The following is a 15,499-nucleotide window of genomic DNA, read 5'->3' as shown; positions in this document are numbered from 1 at the left end:
CATCCGGAACACACGTGCAGGGCGCTGCCGACCGGCCGGGGGGACCTGGCACGATTAGGGCGGTACGAACAGCGGACGGCGGCGGGAGCGGGCACGTGGCGAAGATGGGTCCTGGAGTGGTGGTCACGGGGCTGACCCTGGGGGCCCTGGCGGTGGTGAGCCTGTTGGCCTTCCAGGCCAACGGCGCCCAGGACCGCGCGGGCTCGGCCCGGCCGACCGTCGCCTCGACGTCCACCGGCCCGGCCGCCTCCGCGACGCCGAGCGCCTCCGCCACCCCGACCGTCCCGCCGCTGCCGACCTCCTCGGGCAGCGGCACCCGGGTGGTCTACTCCGCCGGCAGCCACTTCGTCTGGCTGGTCGACCCGAAGAAGAACCCGCAGGTCACGGCCGCCTTCCCGGTCACCCCGGGCACGGTCGAGCCCACCCCGGGCAGCTACTCGGTGTACAGCCGCACAACGTCCGGCACCGGTACGGACGGCCGGAAGATCGAGCACGTGGTGCGCTTCGCGCAGCAGAACGGCGTGGTGTTCGGCTTCGGCGCGGCGCTGGACGACACGACCCCGACCGCCGAGCCGAAGACCAAGACCGGCGGCATCCGCAGCGGCCGCGCCGAGGGTCAGCTGCTCTGGGACTTCGCGTCGAACGGCACCAAGGTGGTCGTGGTCGCCTGAGCCGCGCGCGGCTCGCGGACGGCTACCACCAGGACGGTCACTACGCGGCCCGGGGCGTCTCCGCCTCGGGCTCCTCGGCCTGCCGGGGCCGCGGTTCGGGCGGGGTGGACACCGCCTCGGCGGCCGCGCAGGCGGCCAGCAGCGCCCGCATCGGTTCCCCCGGAGCGCGGTGGGCGGACTCTCCGGCCCCGGCGGTGCGCGCGGTGCGCTCCGGGGCGGGGGTGGTGCTCGACATGGCGCCTCCCTAGTTAGGCAGACCTAACCGCAGCACCCATCCCACCACGCCCGGCACCCCGCCCGCAACACCTTGCCGACAGCCTGTCGGCAAAACGGTGGAACCCGATCGACCGCCGCCCCGGCCCGGCTCAGGCGAGCTTCGCCAGCTCCACGCCCGTCCAGCGCTCCCCGACGCCGGTCAGCTCCACCCGGCGCGGGTCGTGGTCCTCCCCGGCGGTGTCGCCGATCGCCCGCTCGATCCGCACCTCCAGCCGGTCCTCGGACAGCCGCTCGACCTTGCCCTCGCCCCACTCGACCACCACCACCGACTCCGGCAGCGAGACGTCCAGGTCGAGGTCCTCCATCTCGTCCAGGTCCCCGCCCAGCCGGTACGCGTCCACGTGCACCAGCGCCGGGCCGCCGACCAGCGAGGGGTGCACCCGGGCGATCACGAAGGTCGGCGAGGTCACCGCCCCGCGGACCTGCAGTCCCTCCCCCAGGCCCCTGGTGAGCGTGGTCTTCCCCGCCCCCAGCTCGCCGGAGAGCAGCACCAGGTCACCCGGCCGCAGCAGCGCGGCCAGCTCCCGGCCGAGCCGGCCCATCCGCTCCGGAGTGGGGACGGTGAGAGTGGCGTGCGAGCCCATGCGCGTGTCTTGCCCTTCGGTCCGTAGCGGCGCGCCGACCACCGGCCGCCACCGCTACCGTGCCACACCCGCGCACCCCGCCGCGGCGGGCGGGGGGCTCAGGCGGAGTCGACGGCCGGACCGACGGTGGGATCGACGGCCGGATCCGGGGCCGTCGCGTCCCCGAGCCGACCGTCCCCGGGCGGTTCCTCGGCGAGTTCGAGGACGGCTGGCGGCAGCGGCGCGGCACCGGCGAACTCGGCGGCCCGGCGCAGCAGCAGCGCCAGCTCGCGGTCGACCAGCTCCGGACGCTCCAGCAGCACCAGGTGCCCGGCCCCCTCCACCAGGACCAGCTCGGCACCGGGCAGCCGCTCGGCCATCACCTCGCTGTGCGCCGACGGCGTCAGCAGGTCCTTCGTCCCGGCCAGCACCAGGGCCGGCAGGCCGCGCAGGGCGGCCAGTGCCTCGTACTTCTCGTGCGCGCCGAACACCGGGTAGAACTCGGCGACCACGTCGATCGGGGTGGCGTCCAGCAGCTGCTCGGCGAAGCGCACCACGCCGGGATCGACGTCCCGGCCGCCGAAGGAGAACCGCCGGTAGAAGACGGCGGCGACGTCCGAGCCGAACCGCCGGCTCGCCTCCACCAGCTCTACCTGACGGCCCAGCAGCTTCACCACCCCGGGCGCGACCTTCTTGAACAGCTTGGCCCCGGCCTTCGGCAGACCGAGGCTCACCTCGTTCCAGTCCCCCGCGAGGGTGCCGACCATCGCGACCCCGGCGACCCGCTCCCGGAACAGCTCCGGATGCTGGTCGGCCAGCGCCATCACCGTCATGCCGCCCATCGAATGGCCCACCAGCACCAGCGGGCCGGTCGGCGCGACGGCGTCGATCACCGCCTTGAGGTCGCCGCCCAGCTGGTCGATGCCGGCCGGCTCGCCCGCCAGGTACGAGCGGGAGCGCTCCGAACGGCCGTGGCTGCGCTGGTCCCAGAAGACCAGCCGCAGGCCCTCGCGCAGCGCCGCCCGCTGGAAGTGCCAGCTGTCCTGGTTCAGGCAGTAGCCGTGGCTGAACACCACGGTCAGCGGCTCGGGGCGGTGACTCGCCCACTCGCCTCCGAGGCGCTCGGACCCGGCGCCGACGCTCGTCGCTCCGACGCCCTCGTTCCTCGGGCCCCCTAGCTCCTCCCTCTCGGCACCGGCGCGTCCCTTCGGCTCGGGGCGGTCGCCGTCCGGCGCGGCCCAGCCGGTGCCGTCCAGCTCGACGTACAGCTCGGTGCCGTCCGGCGCGGCCACCGTCAGCGGGCGTCCGCGCAGCGAGCCGTACGGGGCGGTCGCCTCCAGCTCGGCCCGGGCCCGGCGGCGCATCGCCCGGCCGACCGTCAGCCGCTCTATCGCCACGCCCGCGGCCGCGCCGGCCGCCAGCACGCCGACCGAGATCCCGATCACGCCGGCCCGGCTCACCCCGGAGGCCGCGCCGGCCGCCTTGGCCACCGCCGCCACCGGGCTGCTCCCGTCCGGCGTCCCGGTCATGCCGTGCCGCCCCCGTGGTGGCTGCCGCCCAGGTAGCGGCGGGGCACCCGGGCACCGATCCGGGTGATGATCTCGTACGAGATGGAGCCGCAGGCGCGGGCCCAGTCCTCGGCGGTCGGCTCACCGCGCTCGCCGCTGCCGAACAGCAGCACCTCGTCGCCGACCTCGGGAGTGTCGCCGCCCAGGTCCACCACGAACTGGTCCATCGCCACCCGGCCGGCCACCGTGCGCCACTTGCCGCCGATCTGGACCGGTCCGGTGCCGCTGGCGTGCCGCGGGACGCCGTCGCCGTAGCCGACCGGGACCAGGCCGAGGGTGGTCGGGCCGGGCGTCACGTAGTGGTGGCCGTAGCTGACCCCGTGCCCGCCGGGAACGTGCTTGACCAGCGCCAGCCGGGCGGTCAGCGCCATCACCGGGCGCAGCCCGAAGTCGGCCGGCGAGCCCACCTCCGGCACCGGCGACAGCCCGTACGCGGCGAGCCCGGTGCGGACCAGGTCGAAGTGCGCCTCGGGCAGCAGCAGGGTGGCCGGGGAGTTCGCGAGGTGCCGGACCTCGGGGCGCAGCCCGGCGGCCTCGGCGTGCGCCAGCGCGGCGCGGAAGGAGTCCAGCTGGGCCTGGATCGACGGGTGGCCGGGCTCGTCGGCGGCGGCGAAGTGCGACCAGAGGCCGACCACCCTCAGCAGCCCCTCGGCCTCGGCCCGGCGGGTGTCCGCCACCAGCTGCGGCCAGTCGTGCGGCTGACAGCCGTTGCGGCCGAGGCCGGTGTCGGCCTTCAGGTGCACGCGCGCCGGGATGCCGGTCTCCCGAACGGCCGTCAGCAGTTCCGCCAGCGCCCACTGGCCGCTGACCGAGATGTCCAGGTCCGCGCGCAGCGCCTCGCGCCACGGCCCACCGGGCGTCCACAGCCAGCACAGGATGCGGGCCTGCTCCGGGCGGATGCCCGCGGCCCGCAGCGCCAACGCCTCGTCGGGCGTCGCGCAGCCGAGCCAGCCGACCCCGTTCGCGACCGCCTCGCGGGCGCACTCGACCGCGCCGTGGCCATAGGCGTCCGCCTTGACCGCGAGCATCACCGCCGCGCTCCCGACGCGCTCCTGCAGGGCGGCGAGGTTGCCGCGCAGGGCGGCGAGATCGATGGTCGCCTCGGCCCGTACGCCGTCGGTGAGGGTGGCTGTGCCGGTCGTGTTCGCAGTTGTCATCAGGGTCAGTCTCCCAGACGTCCCGGAGTCCTCGCCGAACGGCCCGTCGGCGCGGCGATCGGCACCGCGCCCCCCGCACCCCGCCGACCTGCGGCGAACGGCCCGTCCACCCAACTGAGGACGCGGCAAATGGACCCCCCGGTTCCGACCGGGGCCACTCCCCGGCGCCGGCGCGGGCCCGCGACACGCCCTCGCGCCGCACCGGCGGTCGCGAGCCGCTACCCCCGGGCCTGGCCGGAACGGGCTCGCGTCCCCGGCGCGAGTCACGGGCAGCTGCGGCCGACGCCCGCCCGAACCGCCCGCGCCCACCTGCCGTCGACCCTCGCAGGCACTCGGGCGGGCGGGCCCATTGCCCACGCGGCCCGCCCACATCGGCCTGCCGCCACCGACGGCCCGCCGAAGCACGCCGCCGTACCGGGCCTCGCCTAGGACCTGCCTTCGAACTCCCGTCGTCCGCCCGCAGCGCGGGCGGGGCGGCGTTGGGGTGCGCGCATCGCAAGGCGGAGGAGGGCGCCACTGCGGTGGGGGCACCTCCCGGCCGAAGGCCGGGGGGAGCGTCGGTCCGCAGAGGGGTTCGAAGACAGCCCTAAGCCTCCCGCACCGTCCGCCAGGCCGTCGGCAGGGCCTCGGCCACCGCGAGGGCCGTCACCGGGGCGCCCGGGGTGCCGGCTGCCTCCCGGCCGGCCAGGCCGTGGAGGTAGGCGGCCAGCGAGGCGGCGTCCAGCGGGGGCAGGCCGGTGGCCAGCAGGGAGCCGGCCAGGCCGGCCAGGACGTCGCCGCTGCCGGCGGTGGCGAGCCAGGAAGTGCCGGTGGGGTTCACCCGGACGGCCCCGCCCGGGTCAGCGACCACGGTGGTGGAGCCCTTCAGCAGCACGGTGGCCCGGTAGGCGGCCGCCAGGCGGCGGGCGGTGGCCAGCCGGGCGGCGGCCAGGTCGTCGGCGGCGCGCGGCGCACCGCCCTCGGCGCCGGCCAGCAGTCGGGCGGCCTCGCCGGTGTGGGGGGTGAGCAGGGTGGGTGCGGTGCGGCCGGACAGCGCGTCCGGGCCGAGCCGGCCCAGTTCGGTCAGCCCGTCCGCGTCCACCAGCACCGGGACGTCGCTCGCCAGCGCCTCGGTCAACGCCTGCCGCGCCCCCTCGCCACCGCCCGGTCCGACCACCCAGGCCTGCACCCGTCCGGCTCCGGCCGGGCCGCCCTCGGTGACCAGCGTCTCCGGGAAGCGCCGCACCACCTCCTCGGCCGCCGTCCCGACGTACCGCACGGCGCCCGCGCCGCCCCGCAGCGCCCCGGCGACCGCCAGCAGCGCCGCCCCCGGGTACCGCGCCGACCCGGCCGCCACCCCGACCACGCCGCGCCGGTACTTGTCGCTCTCCGCGCCCGGCAGCGGCAGCAGCGCCGCCGCGTCCGCGTGCTGCAGGACCGTCACCTCCGGCTCGGGCAGCTGCAGCCCGATGTCCACCAGCTGCACGGCGCCCGTGCAGGCGGCCCCCGGGTCGATCAGCAGCCCCGGCTTGTACGTGCCGAAGCAGACCGTGACGTCCGCCCGCAGCGCCTCGCCGGGCACCTCGCCGGTGTCGGCGTCCACCCCGCTGGGCAGGTCCACCGCCACCACGATCCCGCTCCGCCCGGCCCGCGCGTACGGCACGGCCTCCGGGCGCAGCCCGCCCCGGCCGCCGATGCCGACGATCCCGTCCAGCACCAGGTCCGCGCGCGAGAAGTCGGCCAGGCCGACTTCCTGCTCCGCCGTCACCCGTCCGCCCGCCGCCCGCAGCGCGGCCAGCCCACCCGGGTGCGCCTTCTCCGGCGCCAGCAGCACCGCCGTCACCCGCGCCCCGCGCCGGGCCAGCGCCGCCCCGGCGTACAGGGCGTCACCCCCGTTGTCCCCACTGCCCACCAGCACCGTCACCCGGCTGCCGTACACCCGCCCCCGACGCCGCGTCAGCAGCCTGGCGCAGGTCGCCGCCAGCCCGGCGGCCGCCCGCTGCATCAGCGTGCCCTCAGGCAGCCTGGCCATCAGCTCGGCCTCGGCGGCCCGGACGGTTTCCACAGGGTGTGCATGACGCATGGAGGAGCTCCTTCGGCAGGCGCGGCTACCGCCGACGCTAGCCCGCGTCACCGCCCCACGGGAGCCGGGCCTGCGGCACACTTTCGAGTGTCAACCACTTCGATCCCCCACCGGCTTGAGTCCGTGCACCTACCTTGTGGCTCGACACGAACCAGCAGGAGGGAGAAGGGCCATGGTCGCCATGCCGGCAGTCGAGCACCCGCTGGACCAGGACAGCGTCCTCCAGGCGTTTCTGGAGCTGGACACGCCGCCCGGTTTCAAGGCCGAGCTCATCGAAGGGGAGATCGTCGTGACGCCACCGCCGGACGGCGACCATGAGGACGCCATTGCCCGGTTCGCCCGCGCTGTTGCGCGTGAGGCGGCCGAGGAGCTGTACGTCAGCGGCGGGAAGGGGCTGATCACCCCCAAGGGTCGTTTCATTCCGGACGCCACGGTCGCTCCCGTCGGCCATTTCCGCGCTCAGGATTCGTGGTCATCCGCAGTAGGAGTCGAACTGGTCCTTGAAGTGACATCGATCAACCCGCACAAGGACCGCGAGTCCAAGCGCCTGGGCTACGCCGCCGCCGGCATCCCCTGCTACCTGCTCATCGACCGCAGTGAAGGCACGGTAACGCTGTTCACGGATCCGAAGGACGGCGACTACACCACCCTCCACGAAACCGAATTCGGCAGGCGCATCAAGCTTCCCGCCCCGTTCTCCTTCACGCTCGACACGGCGCCCCTGCGGTAGGACGCAGCCACCGCAGGGACGCCGTGGGAGTCACTACTCGACGGTGACCGACTTCGCCAGGTTGCGCGGCTGGTCGACCTCGTGGCCCTTGGCCGTGGCCAGCTCGCAGGCGAAGACCTGGAGCGGGACGGTGGAGACCAGCGGCTGGAGCAGGGTCGGGGTGACCGGGATGCGGATCAGGTGGTCCGCGTACGGCACGACCGCCTCGTCGCCCTCCTCGGCGATCACGATGGTGCGGGCGCCGCGGGCCCGGATCTCCTGGATGTTGGAGACGATCTTGTCGTGCAGGATGGACCGCCCGCGCGGCGAGGGCACGACCACCACGACCGGCAGCCCCTCCTCGATCAGCGCGATCGGGCCGTGCTTGAGCTCGCCCGCCGCGAAGCCCTCGGCGTGCATGTAGGCGAGCTCCTTGAGCTTGAGCGCGCCCTCCAGGGCCACCGGGAAGCCGACGTGGCGGCCGAGGAACAGCACCGAGCGGGCGTCGGCCAGCGAGCGGGCCAGCTCGCGCACCGGCTCCATGGTCTCCAGCACCTGCTCGACCTGCTTCGGCGCGTCGCCGAGCTCGCGGATGATGGTGAAGATCTCGTCGCCCCACTTGGTGCCGCGCACCTGGCCCAGGTAGAGGGCGACCAGGTAGCAGGCGACCAGCTGGGTCAGGAACGCCTTGGTGGACGCGACCGCGACCTCCGGCCCGGCGTGGGTGTACAGCACCGCGTCCGACTCGCGCGGGATGGTCGAGCCGTTGGTGTTGCAGATCGCCAGCACCTTGGCGCCCTGCTCGCGGGCGTGCCGCAGGGCCATCAGGGTGTCCATGGTCTCGCCGGACTGCGAAATGGCGATGACCAGCGTGCCCGGGCCCATGATCGGGTCGCGGTAGCGGAACTCCGAGGCGACCTCGACCTCGCAGGGGATGCGGGTCCAGTGCTCGATCGCGTACTTGGCGATCATGCCGGCGTGGAAGGCGGTGCCGCAGGCGACGATGACGACCTTGTCGACCGAGCGCAGGTCGGCGTCGGAGATCCGCAGCTCGTCGAGGGTGAGCCGGCCGTCGGCGCCGATCCGGCCGAGGAGGGTGTCTGCGACGGCCTTCGGCTGCTCGGCGATCTCCTTGAGCATGAAGTAGTCGTAGCCGCCCTTCTCGGCGGCGGAGGCGTCCCAGTCGACGTGGTACTCGCGCACCTCGGCCGGGGTGCCGTCGAAGTTGGTGACGGTCACGCCGTCCCGGCGGAGCTCGACGACCTGGTCCTGGCCCAGCTCGATCGCCTCGCGGGTGTGCGCGATGAAGGCGGCGACGTCGGAGGCGAGGAAGTTCTCGCCCTCGCCGCGGCCGACGACCAGCGGCGAGTTGCGGCGGGCGCCGACCACCACGCCGGGCGCGTCCGCGTGGACGGCGACGAGGGTGAAGGCTCCGTCCAGCCGCCGGCAGACCGTCCGCATCGCCTCGGCCAGGTCGCCCTGGTAGGCCTCGCCCAGCAGGTGGGCGACGACCTCGGTGTCGGTCTCGGACCGGAGGGTGTGGCCGCGCTCGGCGATCTCGGCGCGCAGCTGGGCGAAGTTCTCGATGATGCCGTTGTGGACGACGGCCACCCGGTTGTCGTCGTCCAGATGGGGATGGGCGTTGGCGTCCGTCGGGCCGCCGTGGGTGGCCCAGCGGGTGTGACCGATGCCGGTGGTGCCGCCGGGGAGGGGGGACTCGGCGAGCGACTTCTCCAGGTTGGCGAGCTTGCCAGCCCGCTTGTCCGTGACGAGACTCCACTGCCCCTGGGAGTCCTGCGCCTGCACCGCGACACCGGCCGAGTCGTAACCCCGGTACTCCAGTCGCTGCAGGCCCGCGATTACTACGTCGAGGGCGGACTGCGCGCCCACGTATCCAACAATTCCGCACATGCGTGCCAGCATAAGGGCGGTTCTGTGGCCGTTTACCCTTCTCGCCCCAACGCTGCGTGACCGACACCACAACCACCGTGAACACCGGTACGGCTCACAATGGAGCATGTGCTGACCGAACTCTGTACGCGGGGCGCCGCCACGCCCGGCCCGTCCCCGTCCCCCTACGTGGACCTCAGCCGGGCCGAGTGGAGCGCGCTGCGCGAGCGTACGCCGCTGCCGCTGACCGCCGAGGAGGTGGAGCAGCTGCGCGGCCTCGGCACAGCCCTCGACCTGGACGAGGTCCGTGACGTCTACCTGCCCCTGTCGCGGCTGCTGAACCTGTACATCCACGCCACGCACGAGCTGCGCGGCGCGCTGGGCACCTTCCTGGACACCCCGGACACCGAGCGCACCCGCACCCCGTTCATCATCGGCGTGGCCGGCTCGGTCGCCGTCGGCAAGTCCACCACCGCCCGCCTGCTGCAGGCCCTGCTGGCCCGCTGGCCCGAGCACCCCCGGGTCGAACTGGTCACCACCGACGGCTTCCTGCTGCCCAACGCCGAGCTGCGCCGCCGCGGCCTGATGGCCCGCAAGGGCTTCCCGGAGTCGTACGACCGCCGGGCGCTGATGCGCTTCGTCGCGGACGTGAAGGCGGGCAAGGAGCGGGTCACCGCGCCGGTGTACTCGCACCTGGTGTACGACATCGTGCCCGACGAGCGGCTGACCGTGGAGCGCCCGGACATCCTGATCGTCGAGGGCCTGAACGTGCTCCAGCCGGCCCTGCCGGGCACCGACGGCCGCACCCGGCTCGCGGTGGCCGACTACTTCGACTTCTCGATCTACGTCGACGCCCGCACCGACGACATCGAGCACTGGTACCTGGACCGCTTCCGCAAGTTGAGGCAGACCGCCTTCCAGGACCCGAACTCCTACTTCCGCCGCTTCACCGAGGTGCCGGAGGAGGAGGCGATGGAGTACGGCCGACAGGTCTGGCGCACCATCAACAAGCCCAACCTGCTGGAGAACGTGCTGCCGACCCGCGGCCGGGCCACCCTGATCCTGCAGAAGGGCCCGGACCACAAGGTCCGTCGGGCGCTGCTGCGCAAGCTCTGAGACACCACCAGGACACGACACGAAGGCCCCCGCGCGCGGGGGCCTTCGGCGTGAAGGACGCTCAGCCCAGGTGGGTGCGCACCGCCTCGGCCAGCTGGTGCGCGACGGTCTCGGCCTGCGCCGGGTCGGCGGCCTCGACCATGACCCGGACCAGCGGCTCGGTGCCGGAGGGGCGCAGCAGCACCCGGCCGGTGGAGCCCAGCTCGGTCTCGGCGGCGGCGACGGCGGCGGCCAGCTCGGTGCTGGTCTTCACCCGGCTCTTGTCGACGCCCTTGACGTTGATCAGCACCTGCGGCAGACGGGTCATCACGGCGGCCAGGTCGGCCAGCGGCTGCTTGGTGGCGGCCAGTCGGGCGCCCAGCATCAGACCGGTCAGGGTGCCGTCGCCGGTGGTGGCGTGGTCCAGCAGGATGACGTGGCCGGACTGCTCGCCGCCCAGCGCGAAGCCCTGCTCCTTCATCGCCTCCAGCACGTAGCGGTCGCCGACGGCCGTCTCCACCAGGTCGATGCCCTCGCGCTCCATCGCCAGCTTGAAGCCGAGGTTGGACATCACGGTGGCCACCGCGGTGTTGCGGCGCAGGGTGCCGGCCTCCTTCATGGCGACGGCGAGGATGGCGATGATCTGGTCGCCGTCCACCTCGTTGCCCTCGGCGTCGGCGGCCAGGCAGCGGTCGGCGTCGCCGTCCAGGGCGATGCCGAAGTCGGCCTGGTGCTCCTTCATCGCGGCGCGCAGCCGGTCGAGGTGGGTGGAGCCGACGCCGTCGTTGATGTTGAGGCCGGTGGGCTCGGCCCCCAGGGTGTGGACGACCTCGGCGCCGGCCCGGGCGAAGGCCTCGGGGGCGACGTAGGCGGCCGCGCCGTGGGCACCGTCGATGACGACCTTGATCCCGTCCAGGCGGTTGGGCAGGACGCCGATCAGGTGGGCGACGTACTTGTCGAAGCCCTCGGTGTACTCGCGCACCCGCCCGACGGCCGCGCCGGTCGGGCGGTTCCAGTCCTCGCCGCCGACGGTGTGCTTGCGGTAGTGCGCCTCGATGGCGTCCTCGATCCGGTCGTCCAGCTTGTGACCGCCGCGGGCGAGGAACTTGATGCCGTTGTCCGGCATGGCGTTGTGGCTGGCGGACAGCATCACGCCGAAGTCGGCGCCGAGCGCGCCGGTGAGGTAGGCGACGGCCGGGGTGGGCAGGACGCCGACCCGCAGGACGTCGACGCCGGAGCTGGCCAGCCCGGCGATGACCGCGGCCTCCAGGAACTCGCCCGAGGCACGGGGGTCACGGCCGACCACCGCGACCGGCCGGTGCCCGTCGAAGGCGCCGGCCTCGCCGAGCACGTGGGAGGCCGCCACCGACAGGCCGAGCGCCAGCTCCGCCGTCAGGCCCTCGTTGGCCACACCGCGTACGCCGTCCGTACCGAAGAGTCGTCCCACTGTCCCGTCCTCCATCACCATGCTCGGAACCCACCGATGATCCCGGCCGCCGCACGTTAGCCGGGGAACACGTCGCCCCGGAGTACACGAGGTACTCCGGGGCGACGGTTTGCGCAACCAGGGGGTGCGCCGCCAGGGCGGACCGCACCCCCGGGGACGCGATTAGCGCTTGCTGTACTGCGGCGCCTTGCGGGCCTTCTTGAGACCGGCCTTCTTGCGCTCGACGGCGCGGGCGTCACGGGTCAGGAAGCCGGCCTTCTTGAGGGCGCCGCGGTTGTTGTCCACGTCGGCCTCGTTCAGGGCACGGGCCACGCCGAGGCGCAGCGCGTAGGCCTGACCGGAGACGCCGCCGCCGCTGATGCGGGCGACGATGTCGTAACGGCCGTCCAGCTCGAGGAGCTTGAAGGGCTCGTTCACGGTCTGCTGGTGCACCTTGTTCGGGAAGTAGTCCTCGAGGGTGCGACCGTTGATCTTCCACTGGCCGGTGCCGGGGACGATGCGCACGCGGGCGATCGCCTCCTTGCGACGGCCGAGGCCGGCGCCCGGGGTGGCCTCGCCGAAGCGGCCGGCCAGGGACTCGGAGGTGTAGCTCTCCTCGGAGGTGTACTCGCCCTCGACGGCCTCGTCGAAGTCGACCTCAAGGGTTTCAGTGGTCTCGGCCACGGTGTTCCTCAGCTCTTTTCAGTGATGGGGGGCTTGGTGGCCGGAATTACTGCGCGACCTGGGTGATCTCGAACGGCACCGGCTGCTGGGCAGCGTGCGGGTGCTGGTCGCCCGAGTAGACCTTCAGCTTCGAGAGCATCTGACGGCCCAGGCTGTTCTTGGGGATCATGCCCTTGATGGCCTTCTCGACGGCCTTCTCCGGGTTCTTGTCCAGGAGGTCGTCGTAGCGCACCGAGCGGAGACCGCCCGGGAAGCCCGAGTGGCGGTAGGCCAGCTTCTGGGTCTTCTTGTTACCGGACAGGTGCACCTTGTCGGCGTTGATGATGATGACGAAGTCACCAGTGTCAACGTGCGGCGCGTAGATCGCCTTGTGCTTGCCCCGGAGGAGGTTGGCGGCCTGGGAAGCCAGGCGGCCGAGCACGACGTCGGTCGCGTCGATGACGTGCCACTGACGCTGGACGTCGCCGGGCTTGGGGCTGTACGTACGCACGGTCGTAGCCTTCGCTTTTCAGTGAGTGAGTCCTGACAGGAGCACCCGGACGGAAGAGCAGCCTGGCCAACCTTGGACGCAATTCAAGGGGGACCGCTGGTCGTCGACCTGATGTCTCCGGCGTACCGACCTCTCACGTGAGATAGAGCGAGCCAATACGCACATCAAGCGTCCAGGTTACCGGGCGGGCGGGAAGCGGTCAAAAATCGCCGACCGCCCACTCCGGCATCACTCAGCGTTCGCGCTCGACCCGGGTGACGTCCCAGACCGGCTCGGGCGATTCGAAGACCCGGCCGTCCGCGCCGAACACCAGGAAGCGGTCGAAGGTCCTGGCGAACCAGCGGTCGTGGGTGACGCACAGCACCGTGCCGTCGAAGGCCTCCAGCCCGGCCTGCAGCGCCTCGGCGCTCTCCAGGTCCAGGTTGTCGGTCGGCTCGTCGAGCAACAGGGCCGTCACACCGTCGAGTTCGAGCTTGAGGATCATCAGCCGGGCCTGCTGCCCGCCGGACAGCGACTCGAACTTCTGCTCCTCCTGGCGGTCCAGCTCGTACCGGCGCAGCGCGCCCATCGCGGCGCCGCGGCTGAGCGCGTGCTCCTCCTCGATGATCGACCGGACGGTACGGCCGAACAGCTCCGGGTGGGCGTGGGTCTGCCGGAAGTGGCCGGGGACGACCCGGGCGCCGAGCTTCCAGCCCCCGGTGTGCTCGACCGTCGTGTCGCCGGCCAGCAGCCGCAGCAGGTGCGACTTGCCGGCGCCGTTGGCACCCAGCACCGCGACCCGCTCGCCGTAGAAGACCTCCAGGTCGAAGGGCTGCATCAGGCCGGTGAGCTCCAGCCGCTCCATGGTGAAGGCGCGCACGCCGGTGCGCCCGCCCTTGAGCCGCATGGTGATGTTCTGCTCGCGCGGCGGCGCCTCCGGCGGGCCGGCGTCCTCGAACTTCTTCAGCCTGGTCTGGGCGGCCGCGTAGCGCGAGGCCATCTCGTGGCTGACGGCCGCGGCCTGGCGCAGGGTGACGACCAGCTTCTTCAGCTTGGCGTGCTCCTCGTCCCAGCGGCGGCGCAGCTCCTCGAAGCGCTCGAAGCGGGCCTTGCGGGCCTCGTGGAAGGTGTCGAAGCCGCCACCGTGCACCCAGACGCTGCTGCCGGCCGCGCCGGACTCGACGCTGATGATCTTGTCAGCGGTGCGGGAGAGCAGTTCCCGGTCGTGCGAGATGAACAGGACGGTCTTCGAGGTCGCCTTGATGGCGTCCTCCAGCCAGCGCTTGGCGGGGACGTCCAGGTAGTTGTCCGGCTCGTCGAGCAGCAGCACCTCTTCGGGGCCGCGCAGCAGCGCCTCCAGCACCAGCCGCTTCTGCTCGCCGCCGGACAGGGTGTTCAGACCGCGCCACTGGGCCTTGTCGAAGGGCACGCCCAGGGCCGCCATGGTGCAGACGTCCCAGTCGGTCTCGTAGTCGTAGCCGCCGACGTCCGCCCAGTCGGAGAGCGCCTGGGCGTAGGCCATCTGCGTCTTCTCGTCGTCCTGGGCGATCATCGCCAGCTCGGCGGCGTCCACCGCGCGGGCGGCCTTGGCGATCCGCTCGGGGGCGACCGAGACCAGCAGGTCGCGCACCGAGGCGTCGGCCGGCAGCGCACCGGGGGTGGCGGACTGGTCCTCGCGGCCGGTGGTGCCGACGAACTGGCGCATCACGCCGAGCCCGCCGCTGATCGTCACCGAGCCGCCGTGCGGCTGGATGTCCCCCGCGATCATGCGCAGCAGGGTGGTCTTCCCCGCCCCGTTGGCGCCGACCAGGGCGACCGCGGCGCCCTCGCCGACCCGGAAGGACGCGTCGTCGAACAGCACCCGCCCGTCCGGCAGGTAGTACTCCAGGTGCGAAATCTCGACGTGTCCCATGGGAAGGATTGTCCCAAGCGGACGCCCCGGGCCAAAACGGATTACGAGGCCGCCGGCTGACCGGGCAGGGTGCGCATCCGCCGGGCCTGCCGGTTGCGCTCGGCGAGCTGGTCGTCCGGCGGGTAGCCGACCTCCTCGAGGGTCAGTCCGTACGGCCGGATCACGTTGACCGCGGAGTTGCGGACCCCGCCGGCCAGCACCTCGCCGGGGAACTCCACCGGCCGGTGCCCGTCGCCGACCAGCAGCATCGCGCCGACCAGCGCCCGGACCATGTTGTGGCAGAAGGCGTCGGCCCGGACGGTGGCGACCGCCAGGCTGCCCTCCTGGCTCGCGTAGGTGTCCACCGGGACGCGGTCCCAGTGCAGCTCCAGCAGGGTGCGGATGGTGGTGGCACCCTCGCGCTTCTTGCAGTACGCGGCGAAGTCGTGCTCGCCCAGCAGCAGCTTCGCGGCCGCGTTCATCTTCTCCACGTCCAGCGGCCGGTCGTGCCAGAGCACGTGCCCGCGCAGCAGCGGGTCGACCCCGCCGGGATGGTCGGCGACCCGGTACGCGTACCGGCGCCAGATCGCCGAGAAGCGGGCGTCGAACCCGGCCGGCGCCTCGCCGACCCGGTAGATCCGGACGTCCCCGGGCAGCCGCCCGGCCAGCCGGCGCAGCAGCTTCTCCCGGTGCGCCTCCCACAGCTCGGCCGGCAGGTCGACGTGGGCGACCTGGCCGCGGGCGTGGACCCCGGCGTCGGTGCGGCCGGCCACGGTCAGCGGGAACAGCTCCGGGCTGCGGGTGACGATCTGCAGCGCGGTCTCGATCTCCTCCTGGACCGTCCGGCGGCCGCCCTTCTGGCGGGCCCAGCCGGAGAACTCGGCGCCCTGGTAGGCGAGGTCGAGCCGGACCCGGACGTACCCGTCGGCCGGGCCGTCCTTCACCGGCGGCTGCTCGGCGCAATCGTTGACCACTGCTTCTCTTCTCCCGGGGACCTCGGAAACAAGGAACGGGCCCGCTCCCCCGGTGAAGGGAGAG

At 73.2% G+C, this 15,499-nt stretch carries 14 protein-coding genes; 3 read left to right on the top strand and 11 right to left on the bottom strand.

Annotated features, from left to right (window positions below; translation table 11 throughout):
• Nucleotides 1-104: 104 nt before the first annotated feature.
• Nucleotides 105-671: a hypothetical protein gene (locus tag O1G21_RS23045; RefSeq protein ID WP_270151190.1), complete on the top strand. Its 567-nt coding sequence runs from the start codon at nt 105-107 to the stop codon at nt 669-671.
• Nucleotides 672-711: 40 nt separating this feature from the next.
• On the opposite strand, the gene O1G21_RS23040 is transcribed toward O1G21_RS23045, so the two are convergent.
• The 5 genes from O1G21_RS23040 to O1G21_RS23020 form a co-directional block, all read right to left on the bottom strand.
• Nucleotides 712-906 (bottom strand): hypothetical protein, encoded by a 195-nt coding sequence (locus tag O1G21_RS23040; protein ID WP_270146490.1) that lies wholly within the window; start codon nt 904-906, stop codon nt 712-714.
• A gap of 130 nt (nt 907-1,036) precedes the next feature.
• Nucleotides 1,037-1,531, bottom strand: coding sequence for a tRNA (adenosine(37)-N6)-threonylcarbamoyltransferase complex ATPase subunit type 1 TsaE (gene tsaE / locus O1G21_RS23035; protein WP_270146489.1), 495 nt, complete (start codon nt 1,529-1,531; stop codon nt 1,037-1,039).
• A gap of 98 nt (nt 1,532-1,629) precedes the next feature.
• Nucleotides 1,630-3,039: an alpha/beta fold hydrolase gene (locus O1G21_RS23030; RefSeq protein WP_270146488.1), complete on the bottom strand. Its 1,410-nt coding sequence runs from the start codon at nt 3,037-3,039 to the stop codon at nt 1,630-1,632.
• The gene (gene alr, locus O1G21_RS23025) at nt 3,036-4,235 is read right to left on the bottom strand and encodes an alanine racemase (RefSeq protein WP_270146487.1); all 1,200 of its coding nucleotides are present in this window, start codon (nt 4,233-4,235) and stop codon (nt 3,036-3,038) included. The genes O1G21_RS23030 and alr overlap by 4 nt, the downstream gene beginning before the upstream one ends.
• Nucleotides 4,236-4,821: 586 nt before the next feature.
• Complete coding sequence (locus O1G21_RS23020) at nt 4,822-6,297, bottom strand: NAD(P)H-hydrate dehydratase (RefSeq protein WP_270146486.1); 1,476 nt, start codon at nt 6,295-6,297, stop codon at nt 4,822-4,824.
• 172 nt (nt 6,298-6,469) lie between these two features.
• Between O1G21_RS23020 and O1G21_RS23015 the strand changes: the two genes are divergently transcribed.
• A complete protein-coding gene (locus tag O1G21_RS23015) occupies nt 6,470-7,027 on the top strand; it encodes a Uma2 family endonuclease (protein ID WP_333493489.1) in 558 nt (185 codons plus the stop codon).
• Nucleotides 7,028-7,060: 33 nt separating this feature from the next.
• On the opposite strand, the gene glmS is transcribed toward O1G21_RS23015, so the two are convergent.
• Nucleotides 7,061-8,917 (bottom strand): glutamine--fructose-6-phosphate transaminase (isomerizing), encoded by a 1,857-nt coding sequence (gene glmS / locus O1G21_RS23010; protein ID WP_270146485.1) that lies wholly within the window; start codon nt 8,915-8,917, stop codon nt 7,061-7,063.
• Nucleotides 8,918-9,016: 99 nt separating this feature from the next.
• Here glmS and coaA point away from each other — a divergent pair, with 99 nt between their 5' ends.
• Nucleotides 9,017-10,012 (top strand): type I pantothenate kinase, encoded by a 996-nt coding sequence (gene coaA, locus O1G21_RS23005; protein WP_270146484.1) that lies wholly within the window; start codon nt 9,017-9,019, stop codon nt 10,010-10,012.
• 61 nt (nt 10,013-10,073) lie between these two features.
• Here coaA and glmM read toward each other — a convergent pair whose 3' ends face one another.
• The 5 genes from glmM to truA form a co-directional block, all read right to left on the bottom strand.
• Nucleotides 10,074-11,438 carry a phosphoglucosamine mutase gene (glmM, locus tag O1G21_RS23000; protein ID WP_270146483.1) on the bottom strand — a complete coding sequence of 455 codons (1,365 nt, stop codon included), beginning with the start codon at nt 11,436-11,438 and terminating at the stop codon, nt 10,074-10,076.
• A gap of 162 nt (nt 11,439-11,600) precedes the next feature.
• Complete coding sequence (gene rpsI / locus O1G21_RS22995) at nt 11,601-12,101, bottom strand: 30S ribosomal protein S9 (RefSeq protein ID WP_270146482.1); 501 nt, start codon at nt 12,099-12,101, stop codon at nt 11,601-11,603.
• A gap of 46 nt (nt 12,102-12,147) precedes the next feature.
• Complete coding sequence (rplM, locus tag O1G21_RS22990; protein WP_035848207.1) at nt 12,148-12,591, bottom strand: 50S ribosomal protein L13; 444 nt, start codon at nt 12,589-12,591, stop codon at nt 12,148-12,150.
• A 232-nt stretch (nt 12,592-12,823) separates the two neighbouring features.
• Nucleotides 12,824-14,482 carry an ABC-F family ATP-binding cassette domain-containing protein gene (locus O1G21_RS22985; protein WP_270146481.1) on the bottom strand — a complete coding sequence of 553 codons (1,659 nt, stop codon included), beginning with the start codon at nt 14,480-14,482 and terminating at the stop codon, nt 12,824-12,826.
• Nucleotides 14,483-14,523: 41 nt separating this feature from the next.
• Nucleotides 14,524-15,435 (bottom strand): tRNA pseudouridine(38-40) synthase TruA, encoded by a 912-nt coding sequence (gene truA, locus O1G21_RS22980; RefSeq protein WP_051746692.1) that lies wholly within the window; start codon nt 15,433-15,435, stop codon nt 14,524-14,526.
• Nucleotides 15,436-15,499 lie beyond the last annotated feature (64 nt).

The organism is Kitasatospora cathayae, assembly GCF_027627435.1.
GTDB classification, from domain to species: Bacteria; Actinomycetota; Actinomycetes; order Streptomycetales; family Streptomycetaceae; genus Kitasatospora; species Kitasatospora cathayae.
Note: the sequence above shows the minus strand (reverse complement) of the source record. Positions and strands in the feature narration are given on the sequence as shown.

Coding starts and splice junctions, on each gene's coding strand:
- O1G21_RS23045 (WP_270151190.1), top strand. CDS start 105: ATGGGTCCTGGAGTGGTGGTCACGGGGCTGACCCTGGGGGCCCTGGCG.
- O1G21_RS23040 (WP_270146490.1), bottom strand. CDS start 906: ATGTCGAGCACCACCCCCGCCCCGGAGCGCACCGCGCGCACCGCCGGG.
- tsaE (WP_270146489.1), bottom strand. CDS start 1,531: ATGGGCTCGCACGCCACTCTCACCGTCCCCACTCCGGAGCGGATGGGC.
- O1G21_RS23030 (WP_270146488.1), bottom strand. CDS start 3,039: ATGACCGGGACGCCGGACGGGAGCAGCCCGGTGGCGGCGGTGGCCAAG.
- alr (WP_270146487.1), bottom strand. CDS start 4,235: ATGACAACTGCGAACACGACCGGCACAGCCACCCTCACCGACGGCGTA.
- O1G21_RS23020 (WP_270146486.1), bottom strand. CDS start 6,297: ATGCGTCATGCACACCCTGTGGAAACCGTCCGGGCCGCCGAGGCCGAG.
- O1G21_RS23015 (WP_333493489.1), top strand. CDS start 6,470: ATGGTCGCCATGCCGGCAGTCGAGCACCCGCTGGACCAGGACAGCGTC.
- glmS (WP_270146485.1), bottom strand. CDS start 8,917: ATGTGCGGAATTGTTGGATACGTGGGCGCGCAGTCCGCCCTCGACGTA.
- coaA (WP_270146484.1), top strand. CDS start 9,017: ATGGAGCATGTGCTGACCGAACTCTGTACGCGGGGCGCCGCCACGCCC.
- O1G21_RS22985 (WP_270146481.1), bottom strand. CDS start 14,482: ATGGGACACGTCGAGATTTCGCACCTGGAGTACTACCTGCCGGACGGG.